General features: G+C 67.3%; 18 protein-coding genes. 17 read left to right on the forward strand and 1 reads right to left on the reverse strand.

The genetic code is table 11. From position 1 onward, the window contains the following. Positions 1-286: 286 nt before the first annotated feature. From ACR9ZH_RS16690 to glpK, 4 genes are all read left to right on the forward strand, one after another. On the forward strand, positions 287-1,057 hold the full coding sequence (locus tag ACR9ZH_RS16690) for a DeoR/GlpR family DNA-binding transcription regulator (protein WP_481291884.1): 771 nt from the start codon (positions 287-289) through the stop codon (positions 1,055-1,057). A gap of 223 nt (positions 1,058-1,280) precedes the next feature. Continuing rightward, positions 1,281-2,768 carry a glycerol-3-phosphate dehydrogenase gene (glpD, locus tag ACR9ZH_RS16695; RefSeq protein ID WP_481291885.1) on the forward strand — a complete coding sequence of 496 codons (1,488 nt, stop codon included), beginning with the start codon at positions 1,281-1,283 and terminating at the stop codon, positions 2,766-2,768. A 72-nt stretch (positions 2,769-2,840) separates the two neighbouring features. Then, the gene (locus ACR9ZH_RS16700; protein ID WP_481291886.1) at positions 2,841-3,545 is read left to right on the forward strand and encodes an MIP/aquaporin family protein; all 705 of its coding nucleotides are present in this window, start codon (positions 2,841-2,843) and stop codon (positions 3,543-3,545) included. 16 nt (positions 3,546-3,561) lie between these two features. Beyond that, on the forward strand, positions 3,562-5,067 hold the full coding sequence (glpK, locus tag ACR9ZH_RS16705; RefSeq protein WP_481291887.1) for a glycerol kinase GlpK: 1,506 nt from the start codon (positions 3,562-3,564) through the stop codon (positions 5,065-5,067). Positions 5,068-5,206: 139 nt separating this feature from the next. Here glpK and ACR9ZH_RS16710 read toward each other — a convergent pair whose 3' ends face one another. Then, complete coding sequence (locus ACR9ZH_RS16710) at positions 5,207-6,142, reverse strand: carbohydrate kinase family protein (RefSeq protein ID WP_481291888.1); 936 nt, start codon at positions 6,140-6,142, stop codon at positions 5,207-5,209. A 271-nt stretch (positions 6,143-6,413) separates the two neighbouring features. Here ACR9ZH_RS16710 and ACR9ZH_RS16715 point away from each other — a divergent pair, with 271 nt between their 5' ends. From ACR9ZH_RS16715 to ACR9ZH_RS16775, 13 genes are all read left to right on the forward strand, one after another. Next, positions 6,414-7,460 carry a rod shape-determining protein gene (locus ACR9ZH_RS16715; protein ID WP_072322142.1) on the forward strand — a complete coding sequence of 349 codons (1,047 nt, stop codon included), beginning with the start codon at positions 6,414-6,416 and terminating at the stop codon, positions 7,458-7,460. Positions 7,461-7,500: 40 nt separating this feature from the next. Further along, the gene (gene mreC / locus ACR9ZH_RS16720) at positions 7,501-8,511 is read left to right on the forward strand and encodes a rod shape-determining protein MreC (RefSeq protein WP_481291889.1); all 1,011 of its coding nucleotides are present in this window, start codon (positions 7,501-7,503) and stop codon (positions 8,509-8,511) included. Next, a complete protein-coding gene (mreD, locus tag ACR9ZH_RS16725; protein ID WP_481291890.1) occupies positions 8,508-8,999 on the forward strand; it encodes a rod shape-determining protein MreD in 492 nt (163 codons plus the stop codon). Before mreC ends, mreD begins: the two co-directional genes overlap by 4 nt. Then, a complete protein-coding gene (gene mrdA / locus ACR9ZH_RS16730) occupies positions 8,996-11,008 on the forward strand; it encodes a penicillin-binding protein 2 (RefSeq protein ID WP_481291891.1) in 2,013 nt (670 codons plus the stop codon). Before mreD ends, mrdA begins: the two co-directional genes overlap by 4 nt. A gap of 49 nt (positions 11,009-11,057) precedes the next feature. After that, positions 11,058-12,125 carry a rod shape-determining protein RodA gene (gene rodA, locus ACR9ZH_RS16735; RefSeq protein WP_481291900.1) on the forward strand — a complete coding sequence of 356 codons (1,068 nt, stop codon included), beginning with the start codon at positions 11,058-11,060 and terminating at the stop codon, positions 12,123-12,125. A gap of 162 nt (positions 12,126-12,287) precedes the next feature. Continuing rightward, positions 12,288-13,319, forward strand: coding sequence for a lytic murein transglycosylase B (gene mltB, locus ACR9ZH_RS16740; RefSeq protein ID WP_481291892.1), 1,032 nt, complete (start codon positions 12,288-12,290; stop codon positions 13,317-13,319). A 179-nt stretch (positions 13,320-13,498) separates the two neighbouring features. Further along, positions 13,499-14,920 (forward strand): septal ring lytic transglycosylase RlpA family protein, encoded by a 1,422-nt coding sequence (locus ACR9ZH_RS16745; RefSeq protein ID WP_481291893.1) that lies wholly within the window; start codon positions 13,499-13,501, stop codon positions 14,918-14,920. A gap of 36 nt (positions 14,921-14,956) precedes the next feature. After that, positions 14,957-16,180 carry a D-alanyl-D-alanine carboxypeptidase family protein gene (locus ACR9ZH_RS16750; protein WP_481291894.1) on the forward strand — a complete coding sequence of 408 codons (1,224 nt, stop codon included), beginning with the start codon at positions 14,957-14,959 and terminating at the stop codon, positions 16,178-16,180. A 13-nt stretch (positions 16,181-16,193) separates the two neighbouring features. Beyond that, positions 16,194-16,484, forward strand: coding sequence for a DUF493 family protein (locus ACR9ZH_RS16755; protein WP_481291895.1), 291 nt, complete (start codon positions 16,194-16,196; stop codon positions 16,482-16,484). 265 nt (positions 16,485-16,749) lie between these two features. Further along, complete coding sequence (lipB, locus tag ACR9ZH_RS16760; protein WP_481291896.1) at positions 16,750-17,418, forward strand: lipoyl(octanoyl) transferase LipB; 669 nt, start codon at positions 16,750-16,752, stop codon at positions 17,416-17,418. Positions 17,419-17,430: 12 nt separating this feature from the next. Further along, positions 17,431-18,429 carry a lipoyl synthase gene (gene lipA, locus ACR9ZH_RS16765; RefSeq protein ID WP_481291897.1) on the forward strand — a complete coding sequence of 333 codons (999 nt, stop codon included), beginning with the start codon at positions 17,431-17,433 and terminating at the stop codon, positions 18,427-18,429. A 31-nt stretch (positions 18,430-18,460) separates the two neighbouring features. Then, a complete protein-coding gene (locus ACR9ZH_RS16770; RefSeq protein WP_481291898.1) occupies positions 18,461-20,788 on the forward strand; it encodes a carboxy terminal-processing peptidase in 2,328 nt (775 codons plus the stop codon). Between the two features lie 217 nt (positions 20,789-21,005). After that, positions 21,006-21,872 (forward strand): mechanosensitive ion channel family protein, encoded by an 867-nt coding sequence (locus tag ACR9ZH_RS16775; protein WP_481291899.1) that lies wholly within the window; start codon positions 21,006-21,008, stop codon positions 21,870-21,872. The last annotated feature ends 188 nt before the right edge of the window (positions 21,873-22,060 follow it).

The following is a 22,060-nucleotide window of genomic DNA, read 5'->3' on the forward strand; positions in this document are numbered from 1 at the left end:
AGAAGTGAAACGCGCATGCGCCGATGGTAGTGTGGCTCAAGCCATGCAAGAGTAGGTCACCGCCAGGGGCTTTATCCTAGAAGGCCTTCCCTCACCGGGAAGGCCTTCGTCTTTATGGCGTTGCTGTCGTGCCCAACGGGCACGCACAGCAACAGGTCACCGCCAGGGGCTTTATCCCAAAAACCCGGTCTCATTGAGGCCGGGTTTTTTCTTATCCGGCACACGCGCATGACACCCGGCCGACGACGCGTCATCATGTTTCGGTGCTAACGCGAGGGGACGAACGATGGATCCACGACTCAACCGACGCCAGGAAGAACTGGTGGCCATCGTGCAGCGCGAAGGCTTCGCCGGCGTGGACCAGTTGGCCAGCCACTTCGACGTGGCGCCGCAGACCATACGCCGCGACCTGAACTTCCTCGCCGACCACGGCTTGCTGCGCCGCTACCACGGCGGCGTCAGTGCGTCCTCGAGCGTGGAGAACCTCGCCTATTCGGCGCGCCAGTCGCTGCAGGCCGCGGAGAAGAACCGCATCGCCTCGTCGATCGCGCAGGCCATTCCCGATGGCTCCTCGCTCTTCATCAATCTGGGAACGACGAACGAGGGTGTCGGCCGCGCGTTGCTCGAGCACCGCGATCTGCGCGTCATCACGAACAATCTCAACATCGCGATCCTCCTGAGCGACAACCCGACCTTCGAGGTCATCGTCGCTGGCGGTGTCGTCCGCGGCCGCGATCACGGCGTCACGGGCGAAGCGACGATCGAGCTGATCCGCCAGTTCAAGGTCGATTTCGGGATCATCGGAATCTCCGGCATCGAACTCGACGGCACGCTGCTCGACTTCGACTTTCACGAGGTCCGCGTGGCGCAGGCGATCATCGAACACTCGCGCCAGGTCTTCCTGGGCGCCGACCACAGCAAGATCGGCCGCAACGCGATGGTCCGCCTGGGAGATTTTTCCAGCGTGGATGCCTGGTTCACCGACCGGCCGCCGCCGGATGCGCTGCTTCCGGTTCTCGAGGCCGCCGGAACGCAGGTGCACGTGGCGACCGACTGATCAGGGCCCTACGGCCGGTCTACGTTGCACTGCAGCGTGCAGTGTTCGTTTATGTTCGAATATGCTCGTTATCGCGTTGAAGACCACCATTTTCCTCCGTTTATCGGTGCGATTCTGCGCATATACCTTCGGGGTTGCTCCGAAACGAATGTCCGGGACCTGATCGATCAGCCCAGGCATGAGTCCCGGAGCCCCGGCCGCCCTCCCCGCAACGGAGTAGCCGATGGTCGAGCAGGTCGATGTTCTGGTGGTCGGCGGTGGCGTCAACGGCGCCGGCATCGCTCGCGATGCGGCGGGGCGTGGGCTCAGCGTCTGGCTCTGCGAACGCGATGACCTCGCCGCACACACCTCCAGCGCCGCCACGAAGCTGATCCACGGCGGCCTGCGCTACCTCGAGCAGTTCGAGTTCGCCCTCGTGGGGAAGGCCCTGGCCGAGCGGGAGGTTCTGCTCAAGGCCGCGCCGCACATCATCTGGCCGTTGCGCTTCGTCCTTCCGCACCAGCCTCACCTGCGTCCCGCCTGGATGATCCGCCTGGGCCTGTTCCTCTACGACCATCTGGGCCGCGGCCGACGCACGCTGCCGGGGTCACGGCGCGTGCGCTTCGCCAAGCACGTCACCGGCGAGCCCCTGCGCGACGAATTCGCGCTGGGCTTCGTGTACTCCGACGCCTGGGTGCAGGACGCCCGCCTGGTGGTGCTCAACGCGATGGACGCCGCCCGCCGCGGTGCGCGCATCGAGACGCATACCACGTGCGTCAACGCGCGCCGCGATGGTGGGGGCTGGACCGCAGAACTGGAAGCCCGCGACGGCTCGCGGCACTTCGTGAGGGCGCGTGCGCTGGTGAATGCGGCCGGGCCATGGGCAGCGCGTTTCCTCGACGACGTGGTGCACCTGAAGCACCGACACACCCTGCGCCTCATCAAGGGCAGCCACATCGTGGTGCCGAAGATCTTCGACCACCGCTATGCGTACATCTTCCAGCAGCCCGACCGCCGGATCGTCTTCGCCATACCGTACGAGCGGGACTTCACGCTCATCGGCACCACGGATATCGAATTCCAGGGCGATCCCTCGCATCCCACGATCGACACGGACGAGACCGCTTATCTGTGCGATGCAGTGAACCGCTATTTCAAGAAGCAGTTGACTGCGTCCGATGTGGTCTGGTCGTACAGCGGCGTGCGACCGCTGCTGCAGGACGAAGCAGGCAGCGCGTCCGAGGTCACCCGCGACTACCTGCTGGACATCGACAGCGACGGGGCACCGCTGCTTAACGTCTTCGGCGGCAAGCTGACCACCTTCCGCAAGCTCTCCGAGGAAGCCGTCGACCGGCTGGCCCCGCTGCTCGGCAACGACAAGCCCGCATGGACGGCAGACGCGCCGCCGCTGCCGGGTGGCGGCGAGCGCGACACGGACGAGCTGCTTGCCGACATCCGCTCCAGCCGCCCCTGGCTGCCGGAGAAACTCGCCTGGCGGCTGGTCCACAGTTACGGCACGCGGGCTCGCGACCTGCTCGGCGAGGCAACCAGCCTCGACGCGCTTGGCGGGCATTTCGGCTCCGACCTGTACCAGGCGGAGGTCGATTACCTCGTTCGCCACGAGTGGGCGACCGAGGCCGAAGACATCCTCTGGCGCCGCACCAAGGTCGGCCTGCGGGTCACGCCGCACGACGTGGAGCGCCTGAACGCTTACCTGGCGGCGAAGCGCTGAAGCGCGTTCCCGCCGTCCACCCAGCGCTTTGCCGTAACTGACCGGCCTGCGCGATGACAAGGAGTACTCGGCATGTCGGTGTACCTGAGTGAGTTCCTCGGAACGATGGTGATGATCCTGCTGGGCGACGGCGTCGTCGCGGGCGTGCTGCTGAAGGATTCGAAGGCGGAGAACGCCGGCTGGAGCGTGATCACCTGGGCCTGGGGCCTTGCCGTGCTCATGGGCATCTTCGTCGCCGCCAAGAGCGGCGCGCACATGAATCCCGCCATCACCCTTGCGCTGGCCTCCATCGGCAAGCTCTCATGGTCGCTGGTTCCCGGCTATATCGCCGCGCAGGTGGCAGGCGCCTTCACCGGCGCCGTGCTGGTCTACCTCGCTTACCTCGCGCATTGGGGCCGCACGCCGGACCCGGTGAAGAAGCTGGGCGTGTTCTGCACCATCCCCGCCGTGCGCTCGCTGCCGGCCAATCTCGTCACCGAGGTCATCGGCACCTTCGTGCTGGTCTATTGCGTGCTCGCCATCGGCAGCAACGACCTCGCCAAGGGCCTCGCACCCATCGCCGTCGCGCTGCTCGTCGTGGTGATCGGCATGTGCCTGGGCGGCCCCACCGGCTATGCGATCAATCCGGCGCGCGACTTCGGCCCGCGCGTGGCCCATGCGCTGCTCCCGATCCCGGGCAAGGGCAGCTCCGATTTCGCCTACGCTCCCGTTCCCATCGTCGGCTCGATCATCGGCGCCTTGCTCGCCGCCTTCGCTTACACCGCTCTCGCGGCCTGATTCGGAAGGACTTACCGTGACCAAGAAAAATTACATCCTCGCCATCGACCAGGGCACTACCAGCTCGCGCGCGATCCTCTTCGATCACGACGGCAATATCGCGGGTACCGCGCAGCGCGAATTCCCTCAGATCTTTCCGCAGCCCGGATGGGTGGAGCACAGCCCGCGCGAGATCATGACCAGCGTGCTGTCGACGATGACCGAGGTCATTAGCAGCTCGCAGGTCGATCCGGCCTGCATCGAGGGCATCGGCATCACCAACCAGCGCGAGACCGCGGTGGTGTGGGACCGTCACACTGGCCAACCGATCTACAACGCCATCGTCTGGCAGTCGCGGCAGACCATGGAGATCTGCGACAGGCTCAGGGCCGAAGGGCATGAGGACATGGTCCGCGAGCGCACCGGCCTGCTGATCGATGCCTATTTCGCGGGCACGAAGGTGCGCTGGATCCTCGACCACGTGGAGGGCGCGCAGGCGAAGGCGGAGGCCGGCGACCTGCTGTTCGGCACGATCGACACCTGGCTCATCTGGAACCTGACGGGCGGCAAGGTCCACGTCACCGACTACACCAATGCCTCGCGCACGCTGATGTACGACATCCACAAGCGCGAATGGGACGACGACCTGCTGAAAATGCTCGGCGTGCCGCGCGCGATGCTGCCCGAGGTGAAATCTTCCAGCGAGGTATACGGCAGTACGCAGGCGAAGCACTTCTTCGGCCGTGAAGTGCCCATCGCGGGCATCGCCGGTGACCAGCAGGCCGCGCTGTTCGGCCAGGCGTGCTTCGAGGAAGGCCTGGCGAAAAACACCTATGGCACGGGCTGCTTCATGCTGATGAACACGGGCGAGAAGGCGGTGCGTTCGAAGAACGGCTTGCTGACCACCATCGCCTGGGGCGTGGATGGAAAGGTCGAATACGCGCTCGAGGGCAGCATCTTCGTCGCCGGCTCGGTCATCCAGTGGCTGCGCGACGGCCTGCGCATGCTCGGCAAGGCTTCCGATTCGCAGGCCTACGCGGAGCGGGCGAAAGACAACGACGGCGTGTACTTCGTCCCGGCCTTCGTGGGGCTAGGCGCGCCGTACTGGAGGAGCGACGTGCGCGGTGCGGTCTTCGGCCTGTCGCGCGGTACCACGAAGGAGCAGTTCATCCGCGCTGCACTGGAATCGATGGCTTACCAGACCCGCGACGTGCTCGAAGCGATGCAGACGGACTCTGGCATCCAGTTGAAGGAGCTGCGCGCGGATGGCGGCGCCATCGCCAACGATTTCATGGCCCAGTTCCAGGCGGACATTCTCAACGTGACCCTGCTGCGCCCGAAAGTGCAGGAGACGACGGCGCAAGGTGCGGCGTACCTCGCGGGGCTTGCCGTCGGGTTCTGGAAGGACAAGCAGGACATTGCCGCGCGCTGGGCCGTCGACCGCGAATTCAAACCGGCGATGACGGACGATCGCCGCAACGATCTCTACGAAGGCTGGAAGCAGGCGGTGAACGCCACGATGGCATTCATGCCATCGCGGTAACACCCCTGTGTAGGAGCGCGCCTTGCGCGCGACAGCTTTTCGCGAAGAGCGCCAGGGCCTGTTGCTCACGGCTACAAAAGCTGTCGCGCGCAAGGCGCGCTCCTACAGGTACTGGCGGAGCCCCTGCGGCTTGCGAATCTCAGCCCAGCGCGTAGCCGAACTGGTCCTGGAATTCCGTGGCGAACTGCTCGTAGGTGAAGTACTGGTTCTGCGTGCCGGGGTGCTCGACCTTCAGTGCGCCCATCAGCGAGGCCATGCGGCCAACGGTGGGCCAGTCGTAGCCCTTCATGATGCCGAAGATGAGGCCGGCGCGGTACGCGTCGCCGCAGCCGGTCGGGTCGACCACCTTGCGCTCGCGCGCCGGCGGCACCTCGATCGTCTGGCCGTCTGCATGGATCAGCGAGCCGCGCGGTCCGAGCGTCACGATGTACGCCTGCACCCGCGAAGCGATCTCCTGCGCATTCCAGCCCGTGCGCTGCTGCAGCAACTGCGACTCGTAGTCGTTGACGATCACGTACGTGGACCGCTCGATCATCGAACGGAACTCGTCGCCGTTGAACAGCGGCATGGCCTGGCCCGGATCGAAGATGAAGGGCACGCCGCGCGCGGAGAATTCGTCCACGTGCTGCAGCATGGCTTCGCGGCCATCGGGCGCGACGATGCCGAACGTGCAATGCGCGATGTCGCGCACGTGGTTTTCCTGCGCGCTCGACATCGCGCCGGGATGGAAGGCCGTGATCTGGTTGTTGTCCAGGTCGGTGGTGATGAAGCACTGCGGGGTGAACTGGTCGTCGAACTGGCGCACGCCGTCGAGGCGGATGCCGAACTTTTCGAGGTGCGCACGGTACGGCGCGAAGTCCTGGCCCACCGTGGCCACCGGCATCGGTTCGCCGCCGAGCAGCTTCAGGTTGTACGCGATGTTGCCCGCGCAGCCGCCGAACTCGCGGCGCATCGCCGGCACCAGGAACGACACGTTCAGGATGTGCACCTGATCCGGAATGATGTGGTTCTTGAACTGGTCCTGGAACACCATGATGGTGTCATAGGCGAGCGATCCGCAGATTACGGCAGTCATGCGTTGGGTGGCCCTGGAGATGGATTGGCGCGACCGGGTGGCCGCCGCGTGAGACGCCGCCCGCGCGGGGTCCGGCAAACCCACGAATCCTACCCAAAATCGGCCCCGCAGGCGAGCGCCCCGGCCGGCCCCAAACCGCGGGTGGCGGGCAGATTCCGCTCGCATCATCCGGACTTACAAGGCTTTCTTAACAACGGTGCCCTTGCGTGGGGGAGGGCGCCAATCTAGACTCGCACGCTTACTTTTTCCCGCTATGGGCGCCCGCCGCATCATGTTTAAGAAGTTCCGCGGACTCTTTTCGAACGACATTTCCATCGACCTCGGCACGGCGAACACGCTCATTTATGTGCGCGGGCAGGGCATCGTCCTCAACGAGCCGTCGGTGGTGGCGATCCGCCAGGATCGCGGTCCGGGCGGTCCCCGGGCCGTCGCGGCCGTGGGTGGCGACGCCAAGCGCATGCTGGGCCGCACGCCGGGCAACATCGCCACCGTGCGCCCGATGAAGGATGGCGTCATCGCCGACTTCACCATGACCGAGGCGATGCTGCAGCACTTCATCAAGCAGGTGCACCGTTCGCGCATGCTGCGCCCGAGCCCGCGCGTGCTGGTCTGCGTGCCTTGCGGCTCGACCCAGGTGGAGCGCCGTGCCATCAAGGAATCGGCCGAAGGGGCCGGTGCCCGTGACGTCTTCCTCATCGAGGAGCCGATGGCGGCCGCGATCGGCGCCGGCATCCCGGTGCACGAGGCGCGCGGCTCCATGGTGCTGGACATCGGCGGCGGCACTTCCGAGGTGGCGGTCATCTCGCTCAACGGCATCGTCTACTCGCAGTCCGTGCGCGTGGGCGGCGACCGCTTCGACGAGGCCATCATCAACTACGTGCGCCGCAACCACGGCACCCTGATCGGCGAATCCACCGCCGAGCGGATCAAGCTGGAAATCGGCTGCGCTTTCCCGCAGAGCGAGGTGCGCGAGATCGAAATCTCGGGCCGCAACCTTGCCGAAGGCGTGCCGCGCATGTTCACGATCAACTCCAACGAGGTGCTGGAAGCCCTCCACGAGCCGCTCTCGGGCATCGTGGCGGCGGTGAAGGCGGCGCTGGAGCAGACCCCGCCGGAGCTCTGCTCCGACGTGGCCGAGCGCGGCATCGTGCTCACCGGCGGTGGCGCGCTGCTGCGCGACCTGGATCGCCTGATCTCCGAGGAAACCGGCCTGCACGTGCAGGTGGCCGACGATCCGCTCACCTGCGTGGCGCGCGGCGGCGGCAAGGCCCTGGAGATGATCGACCAGCACGGCAGCGATTTCTTCGCGTTCGAATGATGAGGGCGCTCGCGGCGCAGGGGCCGGAGCGCACTGAATCGTGGCCCTGAATCGCGACGACAAATCGCCCCTGTTCGCACCGGGCGTGGCGGGCACGCTGCGCCTGATCGTCTACCTTGCGCTCGCCTGCGTGCTCATGGTGCTCGACCACCGCGGCGGCTGGTTGCCGAACGCGCGCTACGCGCTCTCGCTGGTGGTCGAACCGGTCTATCGCATCGCCGGGCTGCCCTCGCAGGGCTTCCATGCGGCGACGGTGGCCTTCGCCGATCGCCAGCGCCTCACCGAACAGAACCAGCGCCTGCGTGAGGACCTGCTCCTGGCGAACGCCAAGCTCAACCGCATGGCCTCGGTCGCCGAGCAGAACCAGCGCCTGAAGGAGCTGCTCGACACCCAGCACAGCCTTTCGCTCAACGTGCAGCTCGCGCGCCTGATCGGCGTGGACCTCGGCAGCTTCCGCCATCGCATCGTGCTGAACGTGGGTGCGCGCGACAAGGTGCAGCCGGGGCAGGTGGTGATCGATGCGCGCGGCGTGATGGGCCAGATCGTGGACGTGATGCCCACCACCTCCGTGGCCATGCTGATCACCGACCCGAACCACGCCATTCCCGTCACCATCGAGCGTACCGGCCTGCGCACCATCGCCTATGGCTCGCGCACCGGCGACATGCTCTCGCTGCCGAACATCCCCGTCTCGGCGGACGTGCAGGTGGGCGACAAGCTGGTCACCTCCGGCCTCGGCGGCCGTTTCCCGGTCGGGTTCCCCGTGGGCGAGATCCGCGACGTGGCACAGACGCCCTCCGGCACGTTCCTCTCGGCCCAGGCAAAGCCCGCCGCCGACCTCGACCGCAGCGAGGACGTGCTCCTCCTGCACGACCTCGCGGAAGGGGCCGGCCCCCCGGCACCCGCGCCCGAGGCCGGCCCACCCGCCAGCCTCGCCCCTGATCCGAACGCGCCGGTCGCGCCGACGCTTCCGTCGGTCACGTCGCCTACCGCGTCGCCGGTTCCCGCGCGATCGTCCACCGCCGCGGCACGGGCCGGAGGCGCGCCATGAACAAGGTCCGCGTCCGCCAGCTGTGGTTCGCCGCCACGCTGCTGATCTCGCTGTTCCTCATGCTGGTCCCGCTGCCGGGCCCGCTTACGCCGCTGAAGCCGTACTGGCCCGCGCTGGTGCTGCTCTACTGGTGCCTGCAGTCGGGTGACCGCGTGACCCTCGGCCTGGCGTTCTCCCTGGGCGTGGCCGCCGACCTGTTCGACGGCGTGCTGCTGGGCGAACAGGCCTTGCGTCTCACCGCGATGGTGTTCATCGCGTTGCGCTTCCGCTCGCGCCTGCGCTTCTTCCCCATGTGGCAGCAGTCGCTGGCCGTGCTGGGCTTCCTCGTGAACGACCGCATCCTGCTGATGCTGGTGCGCGTGTTCAGCGGCGATCCGCTGCCCCCGCCGGAATACTGGATCTCGCCGCTGGTCGGCGCGGCCCTGTGGCCGTTCGTGTTCCTCATCCTCGACGACCTCCGCGCGCGCCTGCGCATCCACGAGGCATGAGCCGGCGGCGCGCTTCCATCAAGGAGGTACGCGGCGAGGTGGCGCTGTTCCGCCGCCGCGCGGTGGCCGGCTTCGCGCTGATCCTGCTCGGCCTCGCGGCCGTATGCGTGCGCTACGTGTACCTGCAGGTGCTGCACCACGACGAGTTCGTGGTGCGCTCCGACCAGAACCGCGTGAAGCCGCGCGCCATTCCGCCCGCGCGCGGGCTCATCTATGACCGCAACGGCGTGCTGCTGGCCGACAACGTGCCCGCGTTCCGGCTTGAAGTGACGCCCGAGCAGGTCACCGACATGGACGACATGCTGGCCCGGCTCGGCGCGGTGGTGCCGCTGAGCGACGAGGACATTGCCAGTTTCAGGAAGCAGGTGAAGCAGAGCCGCCGCTTCGAGGGCGTGCCGCTCAAGCTGAAGCTCACCGAGGACGAAATCGGCCGCTTCGCCGTGAACCGCTGGCGCTTCCCCGGCGTCGACGTGGTGCCATACCTCACCCGGCGCTACCCGATGGGCGCCCAGCTGGCCCATGTCATCGGCTACGTCAGCCGCATCGATGCCGACGACCTCGAAGGCATGGATGAAGAGGAGGAAGCCAGCTACAAGGGCACCACGCACATCGGGCGCATCGGCATCGAGCGCTATTACGAGAAGTTGCTGCACGGCGAACCCGGCTACGAACTGGTCGAAGTGAATGCGGACGGCCGCACCCAGGCCGTGCTTGACACCACGCCGCCTACGCCGGGCAAGAACATCTACCTCAGCATCGACGTGCGCCTGCAGAAGGCGGCCGAAGAGGCGATGAACGGCCGTGCCGGCGCGGCGATCGCCATCGATCCGCGCAACGGGCAGGTGCTGGCCTTCGCCAGTGAGCCTAGCTTCGACCCCAACCTCTTCGTCAACGGCATCAGCTCCGCCGACTACAAGGCGCTGACCACGGCGCCGGACAAGCCGCTGTACAACCGCGCCCTGCGTGGCGTCTATCCGCCCGGTTCCACCGTCAAGCCGTTCCTCGCCCTCGGCGGCCTCGCGATGGGTATCCGCCGCCCGAGCGATACCGTGCTTTCCACCGGCGAGTTCTGTATTCCGGGGCAGTCGCGCTGCTATCGCGATGACAAGCGCGGCGGCGACGGCACGGTGAACATGATCGCCGCGATCGAGAAATCGACCAACACCTACTTCTACAAGCTCGCGCTGGACATGGGCATCGACCGCCTGTCGGGCTGGATGGGCAAGCTCGGCTTCGGCAAGAAGACCGGCATCGACCTCATCGGCGAGGTAGAGGGCGTGCTTCCCTCGCGCGAATGGAAGGCGTCGCGCAGCAAGGCGGGCTGGTTCCCCGGCGAAACCATCATCTCGGGCATCGGCCAGGGCTACTGGGCGGTCACGCCGATCCAGCTCGCGCACGCCGTCGCCACCTTCGCCGGCCGCGGCGTGCCCTATGCGCCCCACCTGCTGCTGGACACGCAGGATGGCGTGGACAGTGCGCGTGTTCCGCAATCCTTCCCGCCCAGCGGCCCCTCGGTGATCCGCAAGGCCGCCGACTGGGAAGCGGTGAACGAGGGCATGGAAGCGGTGATCAACTCCGGCAAGGGCACCGGCAAGAAGCTGGGCATCGGTTTCCCCTTCGTCATCGCGGGCAAGAGCGGCACGGCCGAGCGTTTCTCGCGCAAGACCGATGCCTACGACACCAACAAGAACAAGGCCTACCTGGCCAGCCGCCACCGCGCGCTCTTCATCGCGTACACGCCGGCGGACGACCCGAAGATCGCCGTGACCGTGGTGCTCGAGGCCGGCGCCTGGGGTGCCGAGGACTCCGGCCCCATCGCGCGCAAGATCCTCGACCAGTGGGTGGTGGATGAAGGCGGCCAGCGGCCGGCCGACCCCGGCCCGGGCCAGGTGGTCACCGCCGACACCGTGCCCGAGGCGGAGGCGGCGGAAGCGTCGTCCGCCGAGGGCCCGCCGCCGGCCGCAGCGGAAAGCACCGCGCCCCCCTACGACAACGGCGAGGACCAGTAACGTGCTCGAGCAATGGTCCTTCCGCCTGAAGCGCTTCGGCCTGCGCCTGATGTCCCGGCCGCGGCTCGACCTGCCGCTGCTGCTGGCGTTGTTCCTGCTCGCCTGCGCCGGCCTGGCTACGCTTTACAGCGCGGGCGGCGGCAATTACTCGCTGGTGGGCGGCCAGGCGGCGCGCTTCGTGCTCGGTGGCGTGCTGCTGCTGGTCATCTCGCGCATTCCGCCACCGGTGCTGCGCTCGTGGACGCCCTGGCTATACATGGGCAGCACGGCGTTGCTGGTGGTCGTGGCGGTGCTGGGCGAGGGCAGGGGCGCGTACCGCTGGCTCGATCTCGGCGTCATGCGTTTCCAGCCCTCCGAGCTGCTCAAGCTCACCATGCCGATGATGGTGGCGTGGTACCTGCACCCCCGCCAGCTGCCGCCCGGCTGGAAGGACATCGCCGTCGTCGGCCTGCTCATCGCGGTGCCGGCGGGCCTGATCGCCGAACAGCCCGACCTCGGCACGGCGCTGCTGGTCGCCGGTGCCGGCGCCTTCGCGCTGTTCCTTTCAGGCATGGCCTGGTGGCGCATCGGCCTGCTCGTGGGCGGCGCGGCGGCGGCGGTGCCGGTGGCCTGGCAGTTCCTCCACGAATACCAGCGCAACCGCGTGCGTACCATGCTCGATCCCGAGTCCGATCCGCTGGGCAACGGCTGGCACATCATCCAGTCGAAGATCGCGGTGGGTTCGGGCGGTGTTTTCGGCAAGGGATGGCAGCACGGCACGCAGTCGCGCCTCGACTTCCTGCCCGAACACACCACCGACTTCATTTTCGCGGTGTTCTCGGAAGAATTCGGGCTGGTCGGCGTCATCGCCATCATGCTGCTCTACGCCTTCATCATCGGCCGCTGCCTGTGGATCGCGATGAACGCGCGCGACACGTATTCGCGCCTGCTGGCCGGCGCCATCGGCATGAGCTTCTTCGTGTACGTGGCGGTGAACGGCGGCATGGTGGCGGGCATCCTCCCCGTGGTCGGCGTGCCGATGCCGCTGGTGAGCTACGGCGGCACCTCGGCGGTATCGCTGCTCACCGGCTTCGGCGTGCTGATGTCGATCCACGCCAACCGCAAGCTGCACGAGTAGGAGCGCGCCCTGCGCGCGACGGCTTTTCGCCTAGAGCGACAGGACCTGCTGCTTTTCGCGAAAAGCCGTCGCGCGCAGGCGCGCTCCTACGGGCATCTCCCGGCTGAATGTTTCATCAATTTCGGCCCGGACACGCCAGATGCGCGTGTTACGCTTCGGCGCATGGATGAAGTTCTCGCCGCGCGCAGCGCACGACCCGCCCGCTCATTCCCGCGCCTCGCCGGCGCGATGATCGCCTTCCCCCTGCTGTTCGCCGTTGCCGCCCATGCCGGGACCCATCCGGGCCAGGAAAAGCTGGTGCGCGAAGTGGCGAAGGACACCGGAAAAAGCCAGTCCTCGCTGAACGCGCTGCTCGACGGCGCGAAGAAGCAGCAGGCCATCCTCGACGCGATCAGCCGCCCGGCCGAAGGCAAGCCCTGGCGCGATTACCGCCCGATCTTCCTCACCGAGCAGCGCATTTCGGCGGGTGCGGATTTCTACCGCGAGCACCGCGCGCTGCTGGACGACATCGGCCGCAAGTACGGCGTACCGCCCGAGTACATCGTCGCCATCGTGGGCGTGGAGACCTTCTACGGCCGCAACACCGGCAAGTGGAAGGTGCTGGACGCGCTGACCACGCTGGCCTTTTATTACCCGAAGCGCGCGCCGTTCTTCCGCGAGCAGCTGAAAGTCCTCCTGGAACTGCCGCAGAACCACCTGGGCGGTCCGCTCGACACGCTCACGGGCTCCTATGCCGGCGCGCAGGGCTGGGGGCAGTTCATGCCCTCGTCGATCCGCGATTGGGGCGTCGACTACGACGGCGACGGCCGGATCGACATGAAGGGCTCGATGGGCGACATCTTCGCCAGCGTGGCGAACTACTTCGCCCAGCACGGCTGGGAAAGCGGCGGCCCTGTCGCCGCACGCGCCCAGCCCGATGCCCGGGCCGTGGCGCCCGAGGTGCCGAAGGACTGGCGTCCGGTGGCTCCCGTGGAAGCGTTCGTGGCCGAGGGCTTCGCGCCGCTGCAGCACCTGAATCCAGGCCGCGACGCGCAACTCGTGCGCCTCGACGGCCCGTCCGGCGACGAGTACTGGTTCACCTTCCAGAACTTCTACGTGATCACCACCTACAACCGCAGCCCGATGTACGCGATGGCGGTGGACCAGCTGGCGCAGGAGATCCGCGCGCGGGTGGCAGGAGCGGGCACGCAATGAAGCCGGACACCGCAGAGGCGGTGCCGCCCGCGATCTGCAGTAGTGCGCCCTGCGCGTGTAGGAGCGCGCAGCGCGCGCGACAGCCTTTCGCGAAGAGCAGCAGGGCGTGTGGCTCACGGCCCCAACGGCGTCGCGCGCAGGGCGCGCTCCTACAATGGCTTGCGGTACTCCTGGTCGCGGTGCTGCTCACCGCCTGCGGCGGCTCCAGGAATTCCCGCCCGGCGTCCCGCGGCAGCGGCTCCTCGTCCCCCTCGCGTGGCTACGACGACATCCGCAAGGGCCAGTCCAGCCGCTACCGCAGCCGCAGCGACAGCGTGCCCACCGAGGCGCCGGACGTGAGCAAGCTGCCCGAGCCGGTGCCGAAGGTGGAGCCGCGCTCGCTCTACGGCAACAAGTCGCCGTATTCCGTACTGGGCCAGACCTACAATGTGCTGCCCAGTCCGCGTGGCTACGTGGAGCGCGGGATCGCGTCGTTCTACGGGAACAAGTTCCACGGGTACAAGACCTCGAGCCTCGAGGAATACGACATGTACCAGTTCTCGGCGGCGCACAAGACCTTGCCGCTGCCGAGCTACGCGCGCGTCACCAACCTGGAGAACGGCAAGAGCGTGATCGTGCGCATCAACGACCGCGGGCCGTTCCACGAGAACCGCATCATCGACCTCTCCTTCGCCGCCGCCGTGAAGCTCGGCGTGTGGCCCAAGGGCACGGGCCTGGTGGAAGTGCGCGCCATCGACCCCTCCGATCCCGGCAGCGACCGCGGCGCGCCCTACGTGAAAACGACCCCGAAGCCTGCCCCGGTGACCGCGCCGCCGGTCGTGGCAGGATCACCTGCAAGAACCCCTTCACGCGTGTGGGCCCCCTCATCTGCGGGAGCCGCCTCACCCGCGGGCGCCCCCACAGCTGCGGGAGTCCCTTCAGCCGGGGGAGCGCCTTCACGCGTGGGAGCCTCCTCACTTGCGGGTGGCCCCTCATCTGGGGGAATTCCTTCATCCGTGGGAGCCCTCTCAGCTGCGGGGGCCCCTTCACCTGTGGGGCCCGCCCCAACTGTGGGAGCCGCTTCAGCGGCGATCCCGCGGCAGCGGGCCAACTCGTCGCAGGTCATCGCAGCCGAGGCGGCTCCCCCGCCGGCAGTACCGCCGTCGCCGCGGACCGTGGCGGCCCCGGCCGCCGCCATGGGCGCCATGAGCGCGCCAGCCCTGACGGAAGGGCACGGCGACGACTACGGCAACGGCCACGTATCCGGCATGACCGACGTCTCGCCGGCCGAGGCACTGCCGCCCGTGGCAGGCAGCGCGGCGAGGACCGCAGGCACGGCGCCCGCCGCGGTTCCGGCGGGCAACATCACGCCCCCGGTACCCGGCAAACCCAACATCTACCTCCAGGTCGGTGCCTTCTCCGATGTCGCCAACGCCCAGCGCGTGGCCGATCAATTGAACCGGGCCGGGCTTGGGCCGGTCAGTGTCGTGGAAGCCCAGATCGGCGGTCGCAACGTGCGCCGTGTGCGCGTCGGACCGCTCGCCGATGTGGACGCCGCCGACCGCCTTACCGACGAGATCGCCGGCATGGGCCTGCCCAGGCCGCAGGTCGCGATAGACTGACCTTCTTTTTCCTGTTTTGACTGGACCGCTGAAACGATGAAGCTCTTGCCCCGTTCCCTGTTCGCTTTCGCCGCCGCCGCGCTCCTCGCCGGCGTGACTGTGGCGCAGCAGACGCCGCCCCGTCCGTCCGTACCGCGCCCGGTGGTGCCCGAGGCACCGGTGCCGCCGCCGCCGGAGGTGGATGGCAAGAGCTGGGTGCTGATGGACTACAACACCGGGCAGATCATCGCAGCGAAGGAACCGGACATGCAGGTGGAGCCGGCCTCGATCACGAAAGTGATGACCGACTACGTCGTCTCCGCCGAGATCGGCAACGGCAAGATCCACATGACCGATCCGGTCACCATCAGCGAGAACGCGTGGCGGGGCGGCGGTGCGGGCACCGACGGTTCCACCAGCTTCCTCAAGCTCAACAGCCAGGTGCCGCTCAAGGACCTGCTGTACGGCATGATCATCCAGTCCGGTAACGACGCCGCCATCGCGCTGGCCGAGCACACCGCGGGTTCCGAACCGGCCTTCGCGAACCTGATGAACGCGTACGCGAAGCAGCTGGGCATGACCCACTCGAACTTCCAGAACGCGTCGGGCTATCCCATCGCCAACCACTACACGACGGCGCGCGACATCGCGATCCTCTCGCGGGCCCTCATCCACGACTTCCCCGAAGACTATGCGATCTCCGCGGTGAAGGAGTTCGAGTGGAACGGCATCAAGCAGCACAACCGCAACCTGCTGCTGTGGCGCGACAACACCGTGGACGGCATCAAAACCGGCCATACCGCCGCCGCCGGCTACTGCCTCGCCGCCTCGGCGAAGCAGGGCGACGCGCGCATGATCGCCATCGTGATGGGGGCGAGCAGCGAGAAGGGCCGCGCCGATGCCGCGCTGGCGCTGCTCAACTACGGCTTCCGCTTCTACGAATCGCACAAGCTCTACGAGGCCAACAAGCCGCTGGCCACGCCGAAGCTGTGGAAGGGCGCGGAGAACACCATCGCGCTGGGCCTTACCGAAGACGCCATGGTCTCGGTCAAGCGCGGCGACTACGACAAGCTGAAGGCCAACCTCGACATCCCCGCCACCCTGATTGCCCCGTTCAAGAAGGGTCAGCAGGTCGGCACCCTGCGCGTCACGCTCGACGGCCAGCCCGTGCTGACCAAGCCGCTCGTGGCGCTCGCCGACGCACCGGAAGGCGGCTTCTTCTCGCGCCTCTGGGACACGATCATGCTGTGGTTCCACAGCGACGACAGCGCCAAGAAGTAAGAAGGAGGCGGTCATGCGCGAGATCGATTTCAGCGAGGCACAGAAGGAAGGCAAAGGCTTCCAGTTCCCCGGCGAATTCGAGATCACCGCGATCGGCAATGCCAACGCGGGTCTCGACAAGCACGTTCCGGCGCTGCTCCTCGGCATCGGGCTGGAGGTACTCCACGAAACGCTGTCGACCAAGCTGACCCCCGCCGGCAATTACCAGTCGGTGACGGTGAGCTTCGTCGCGGCGACCCGCGAGAAGTACCTGGAGGCGCACAGCACGCTGCGTGCCGACGAGAACATCCGGTTCACGATGTAACGCCCGGGCGCCGGGGCCGTGTAGGAGCGCGCCTTGCGCGCGACAGCTTTTGGGGCCTTGAGTACAGGGCCTGTTGCTCTTCGCTAAAAGCTGTCGCGCGCAAGGCGCGCTCCTACAGTGCCGCCGGCAAGCATCGGCCAGCGCCCAGTGCCTGCGGCAAGCATCGGCCAGCGCCGCCCGTACCGTCCGGTGCCGCCGGGCGTATCCTTGTCCCGCCAGGGCTCCGCCCACACGTTCCCACCATTCCCTCCAACCTCGTCCCCCCATGACCCTCCCCCTCAACGTCCGCCGGCTGGGGCGCGTCCCCTACGAATCCACCTGGAAGGCCATGAGCGCCTTCACCGACAACCGCACCGAAGACACCGTCGACGAGCTGTGGCTGCTGGAGCACGATCCGGTGTTCACGCTGGGTCAGGCGGGGCTCGAGGAGCACGTGCTGTTCGCCGGCGATATCCCGGTGGTCCGGGTGGACCGCGGCGGCCAGGTGACCTATCACGGGCCCGGCCAGATCGTGGCCTATCCGATGATCGACCTGCGCCGCGTCGGGGTGGGCGTGCGTGAGCTGGTGAACAAGATCGAGCAGGCCATCATCGACACCCTGGGCGAGTGGAACATCGGCGCCGAGCGGCTCGAGGGCGCGCCCGGCGTGTACGTGGCCGGGGCCAAGGTCGCCGCCTTGGGCCTGCGCATCCGCCGCGGCTGCAGCTTCCACGGCCTGGCTTTCAACGTGGACATGGACCTGGAGCCCTACCACCGCATCAATCCCTGCGGGTACAAGGGTTTGGAGGTCACCCAGGTGTTAGACTTGGGCGGTCCGTCGCGGCTGGCGGACGTGGAAGACGTCCTGGTACAGGAATTCTGCAAGCAGTTCGGCTTCCACGCCGTGCCCGCCGATCCCATCCTTCCCGAACTCCCCGCGCGCCTTGCGGTCTGAGGCTGTAGCCCCATGAGCCAGACTTCCGCTTCCCCCTCCCGCAGCATCCCGATCGCCGTCGTCGACAAGCCCGGCGAGAAGATGCTGGGCAACGACAAGATCGGGCTTAACCGCGCCGGCTTCGACACCACCCAGCCCGCGCTGCGCAAGCCCGGCTGGATCCGCGTGCGCCTGCCGCAGGGCAACGCCGTGCAGCAGCTGAAGGCGCGCCTGCGCGAGAACTCGCTGGTCACGGTCTGCGAGGAAGCCTCCTGCCCGAACATCCACGAGTGCTTCTCCAAGGGCACCGCCACCTTCATGATCCTCGGCGAGGTCTGCACCCGGCGCTGCTCGTTCTGCGACGTGGCCCACGGCCGTCCGCTGCCCCCCGATCCGCTGGAGCCGGCGCGCCTGGCCGAGACCATCCGCGACATGCGCCTGCGCTACGTGGTGATCACCTCGGTGGACCGCGACGACCTGCGCGACGGCGGCGCCGAGCACTTCGCCTCGTGCATCCGCGCCGTGCGCCACGCCAGCCCGGACATCCGCATCGAGATCCTCACCCCGGATTTCCGCGGCAAGGGCCGCATGGAGCGCGCGCTGGAAGTCCTCAAGGATTTCCCGCCGGACGTGTTCAACCACAACCTGGAGACGGTCCCGCACCTGTACCGCGAGGTCCGCCCGGGCGCCGACTACCAGTGGTCGCTCGACCTGCTGAAGAACTTCAAGGCGCAGCATCCGTCCGTGCCCACCAAGTCCGGCATCATGCTGGGCCTCGGCGAGACGCTGGAACAGGTGCTGGAGACCATGCGGGATCTACGCGCCCATAACGTGGACATGATCACCATCGGCCAGTACCTGCAGCCGACGGCGCACCATCACCCCGTGGTCCGCTACTGGACGCCGGACGAATTCGAGGCGCTGCGTGTCGCTGGCGAGGAAATGGGCTTCTCCCATGTCGCTTCCGGCCCGTTGGTGCGATCCTCCTACCATGCCGACCTGATGGCTCACGCCGCCGGCGTCGTCGAATAATCGCCCCAACGCATACCGAGGCTCCGACTACATGACTCTCCGCCCCGCGATCGCCCTCCTGCTGGCCTTGTCGGCCGCGGGCGTCCAGGCACAGGCCGCCGCTCCGCAGCAGCAGCCCGATACGACCGCGCCGGCGACGAAGTCCGCGCCGCAGCCCAAGGACGCGTCGGAAGCCGCCACCTCGCCCCAGCCGCAGCGCAAGGAATCCAGCCTGCCGCTGAAGCCCACCCAGGCCGAGGCCCAGGCGTCGCAGCTCTCCGCGCGCTTCCTCACCCGCTTCCACTACCAGGCCCAGCCGCTCGACGACGCCATGTCGGCCAAGATCTACAAGGCCTACATCGAGTCGCTGGACAGCGAGAAGGTCTTCTTCACCCAGGAAGACCTCGCGAAGTTCGAGCCGCTGAAGACGCAGTTCGACGACGCCATCTGGAACCAGGACCTCTCCGGTCCGTTCTCGGTGTTCAACCTGTACGTCACCCGCGCCGTGGACCGCATGAACTACGCGCGCAGCCTGCTCAAGAAGGGCTTCGACTTCAGCGGCAACGAAAGCTTCAACTTCGACCGCAAGAAGGCCGCGCCGCCGAAGAACCAGGCTGAACTCGACGACGTGTGGCGCAAGCGCACGATGAACGACTGGCTGCGCCTGAAGCTGGCCGGCAAGAACGACGACGACATCCGCAAGACGCTCGACAAGCGCTACGCCACGTACATCACGCGCGTGCGCCAGCTCGACGACGAGGACGCCACGCAGGCCTTCATGACCGCGTACGCGAACTCCACCGACCCGCACACCGACTACCTCGGCCCCCGTGCCGCGGATGCCTTCGACATCGCCATGCGGCTGTCGCTGGAAGGCATCGGCGCGGTGCTGCAGGCGCGCGACGACTACACCACCATCCGCGAGCTCGTCCCCGGCGGTCCGGCGATCAAGTCCGGCAAGATGAAGCCAGGCGACCGCATCGTGGCCGTCGGCCAGGGCGAGACCGGTCCGCTGGTCGACGTGGTCGGCTGGCGCCAGGACGACGTGGTGAAGCTGATCCGGGGCAAGAAGGACACCACCGTCCGCATCGAGATCCTTCCTGCCGACGCCGGCGTGGACGGCAAGCACGAGATCGTGACCCTGGTCCGCAAGAAGGTCACGATGGAAGAGCAGGCCGCCAAGTCGAAGGTCATCGACGTGAAGGACGGCGACGTCACGCGCAAGATCGGCGTGATCGAACTGCCCACCTTCTACCAGGACTTCGGCGCGCGCCGTAACGGCGACGCCAACTTCAAGAGCGCCACCCGCGACGTCTCCAAGCTGCTCACCGAGCTGAAGGCGCAGAAGGTCGACGGCGTGATCATGGACCTGCGCAACAACGGCGGCGGCTCGCTCAATGAAGCCACCGAGCTCACCGGCCTGTTCATCGATACTGGCCCGGTGGTGCAGGTGCGCGACGCGCGCGGCCAGGTCGACGCCCAGGGCGACGACGCGCCGGGCATGGCCTGGGACGGCCCGATGGCCGTGCTGGTCAATCGCGGATCGGCCTCGGCATCCGAGATCTTCGCGGCAGCCATCCAGGATTACGGCCGCGGCATCATCATCGGCGAGCCCACCTTCGGCAAGGGCACCGTGCAGAACCTGGTGGACCTCGACCGCTTCGGCAAGGCCACCACGGGCGAGGACGCGAAGTACGGCGAACTCAAGATGACCATCGCCGAGTTCATCCGCATCAACGGCGACAGCACGCAGCTGCGTGGCGTCACGCCGGACGTGCAGTTCCCGCAGAACGGCGACGCGAAGGAATTCGGCGAGTCCACCTACGACAACGCGCTGCCCTGGCGGCACATTGATCCGGCCGACTACAAGCCGGTCGCCGACCTCAAGCCGATCATCGGCCCGCTCAACGAGAAGCACCAGGCGCGCGTGGCGAATTCGCCGGCGTGGAAGCTGATGCTCGACGAGCTGGCGCAGTACCAGAAGCTGCGCGACAAGACCGATATCTCGCTCAACTTCGCTGCACGCCAGGCCGAGCGCAAGCAGTACGAGGCGACGCAGACCGATTTCCGCAACCGCCGCAAGGCCATCTTCGGCGGCGACGGCAGCCCGGCGGAACTCGGCGACACGGGCAACACGGCCGACGACGGCCTGAACCCGAACGAGCGCAGCATCAAGTCGGAGATCAAGCAGGAAGCCGAAGCCAAGAAGGCCAAGGACACGCCGCTCGACGAAGCCGCGCACATCGTGGGCGACGAGGTGGCGATGATCAAGTCGGACGCCAAGCTCGCCGCCCAGGTCCTGCCCTACGGCGGCCGCAAGATCGACGCCCCGCAAACGGCCCAGGTCCCGCAAAAGCCAACAGCCGACAGCACACCGTAACGTCCATCTGTAGGAGCGCGCTCCGCGCGACATCTTTTCGCCGAACGCATCAGGCCCTGTAGCGTTTGGCGAAAAGATGTCGCGCGCGAGGCGCGCTCCTACACACAAAGCCCGCTGCTGGCGGCGGCACCCGCTGGCCGGGAATCCGGGGACTGCCATTTCCCCAGCCACCTGCTAGCCTCGATGCGTTTTTTCCAACGCGACGAAGGCAGGACACATGATCGATTTCCTCGACCGCCTCGGCATCGACGGCGCCATGCGCGTGTTGATCATCACGTATTCCATCCGCATCGGCCTGGCCATCCTGCTGCTGGTGATCGGTTTCTGGTTCGCCGCGCGCCTCGCCAACTTCGGCCGCCGCGCGCTGGAGCGCGCGCGTGTCGACGTCACCCTCGCGCTGTTCCTGCGCAACGTGATCTACGGCGTGCTGCTGGCGCTGCTCTTCATCCAGGTGCTTGGCACCATGGGCGTGCCCACGGCGTCGTTCATCGCCGCCATCGGCGCCGCCGGCCTGGCGATCGGCCTGGCCCTCAACAGCTCGTTGTCCAATCTCGCCTGGGGCGTGCTGCTGATCCTGTTCCGTCCTTTCCGCGTGGGCGACTTCGTCACCGTGGGCGGCGTGGACGGCACGGTGGAAAGCGTGAACCTCATGCACACCTACCTCATCACCCCGGACAATCGCCAGGCGGTGGTGCCGAATGCGAAGGTCGGCGGCGACGCGATCATCAATTACAACGTCCGCGGCACGCGCCGTTTCGAGATCAAGGTAGGCATCGGCTACGGCGACGACATCGGCAAGGCGATGCAGGTGGTGCAGGAGTTGCTTGCCGCCGACGCGCGCATCCTCAGGGACCCCGCGCCGGGCGTGTGGACGGAGTCGCTGGCCGACTTCAGCGTGAACCTGGTCATCCGCGGCTGGACCGTCACCGCCGACATGTGGGAAACCCAGACCGCGATGCTTCGCCGCATCAAGGAGCGTTTCGACGAAGAAGGCATCACCATCCCGTATCCGCAGAGCGAGATCCGGCTGGTGGGGTCGCCGCCGGAAGCGGGTGGAGAGGTCAATCCGCTGCAACAGCGGTAGCCGCGAGGGTGGCAACCACGCGTACCGCGAGGGCCCGCGTCAGACCCGATGGGCCGCGACAGAAGCCCACCGAGCCCGGTGTAGCCCGATGTACCGACGGGCTACAGCGGCCTCTGTAGGAGCGCGCCCGCGCGCGACAGCTTTTCGCTAGGAGCAGCAGGTCCTGTGTCTGTCTCTTATACACATCT

The organism is Luteibacter sp. SVR4-7G (genome assembly GCF_056755555.1).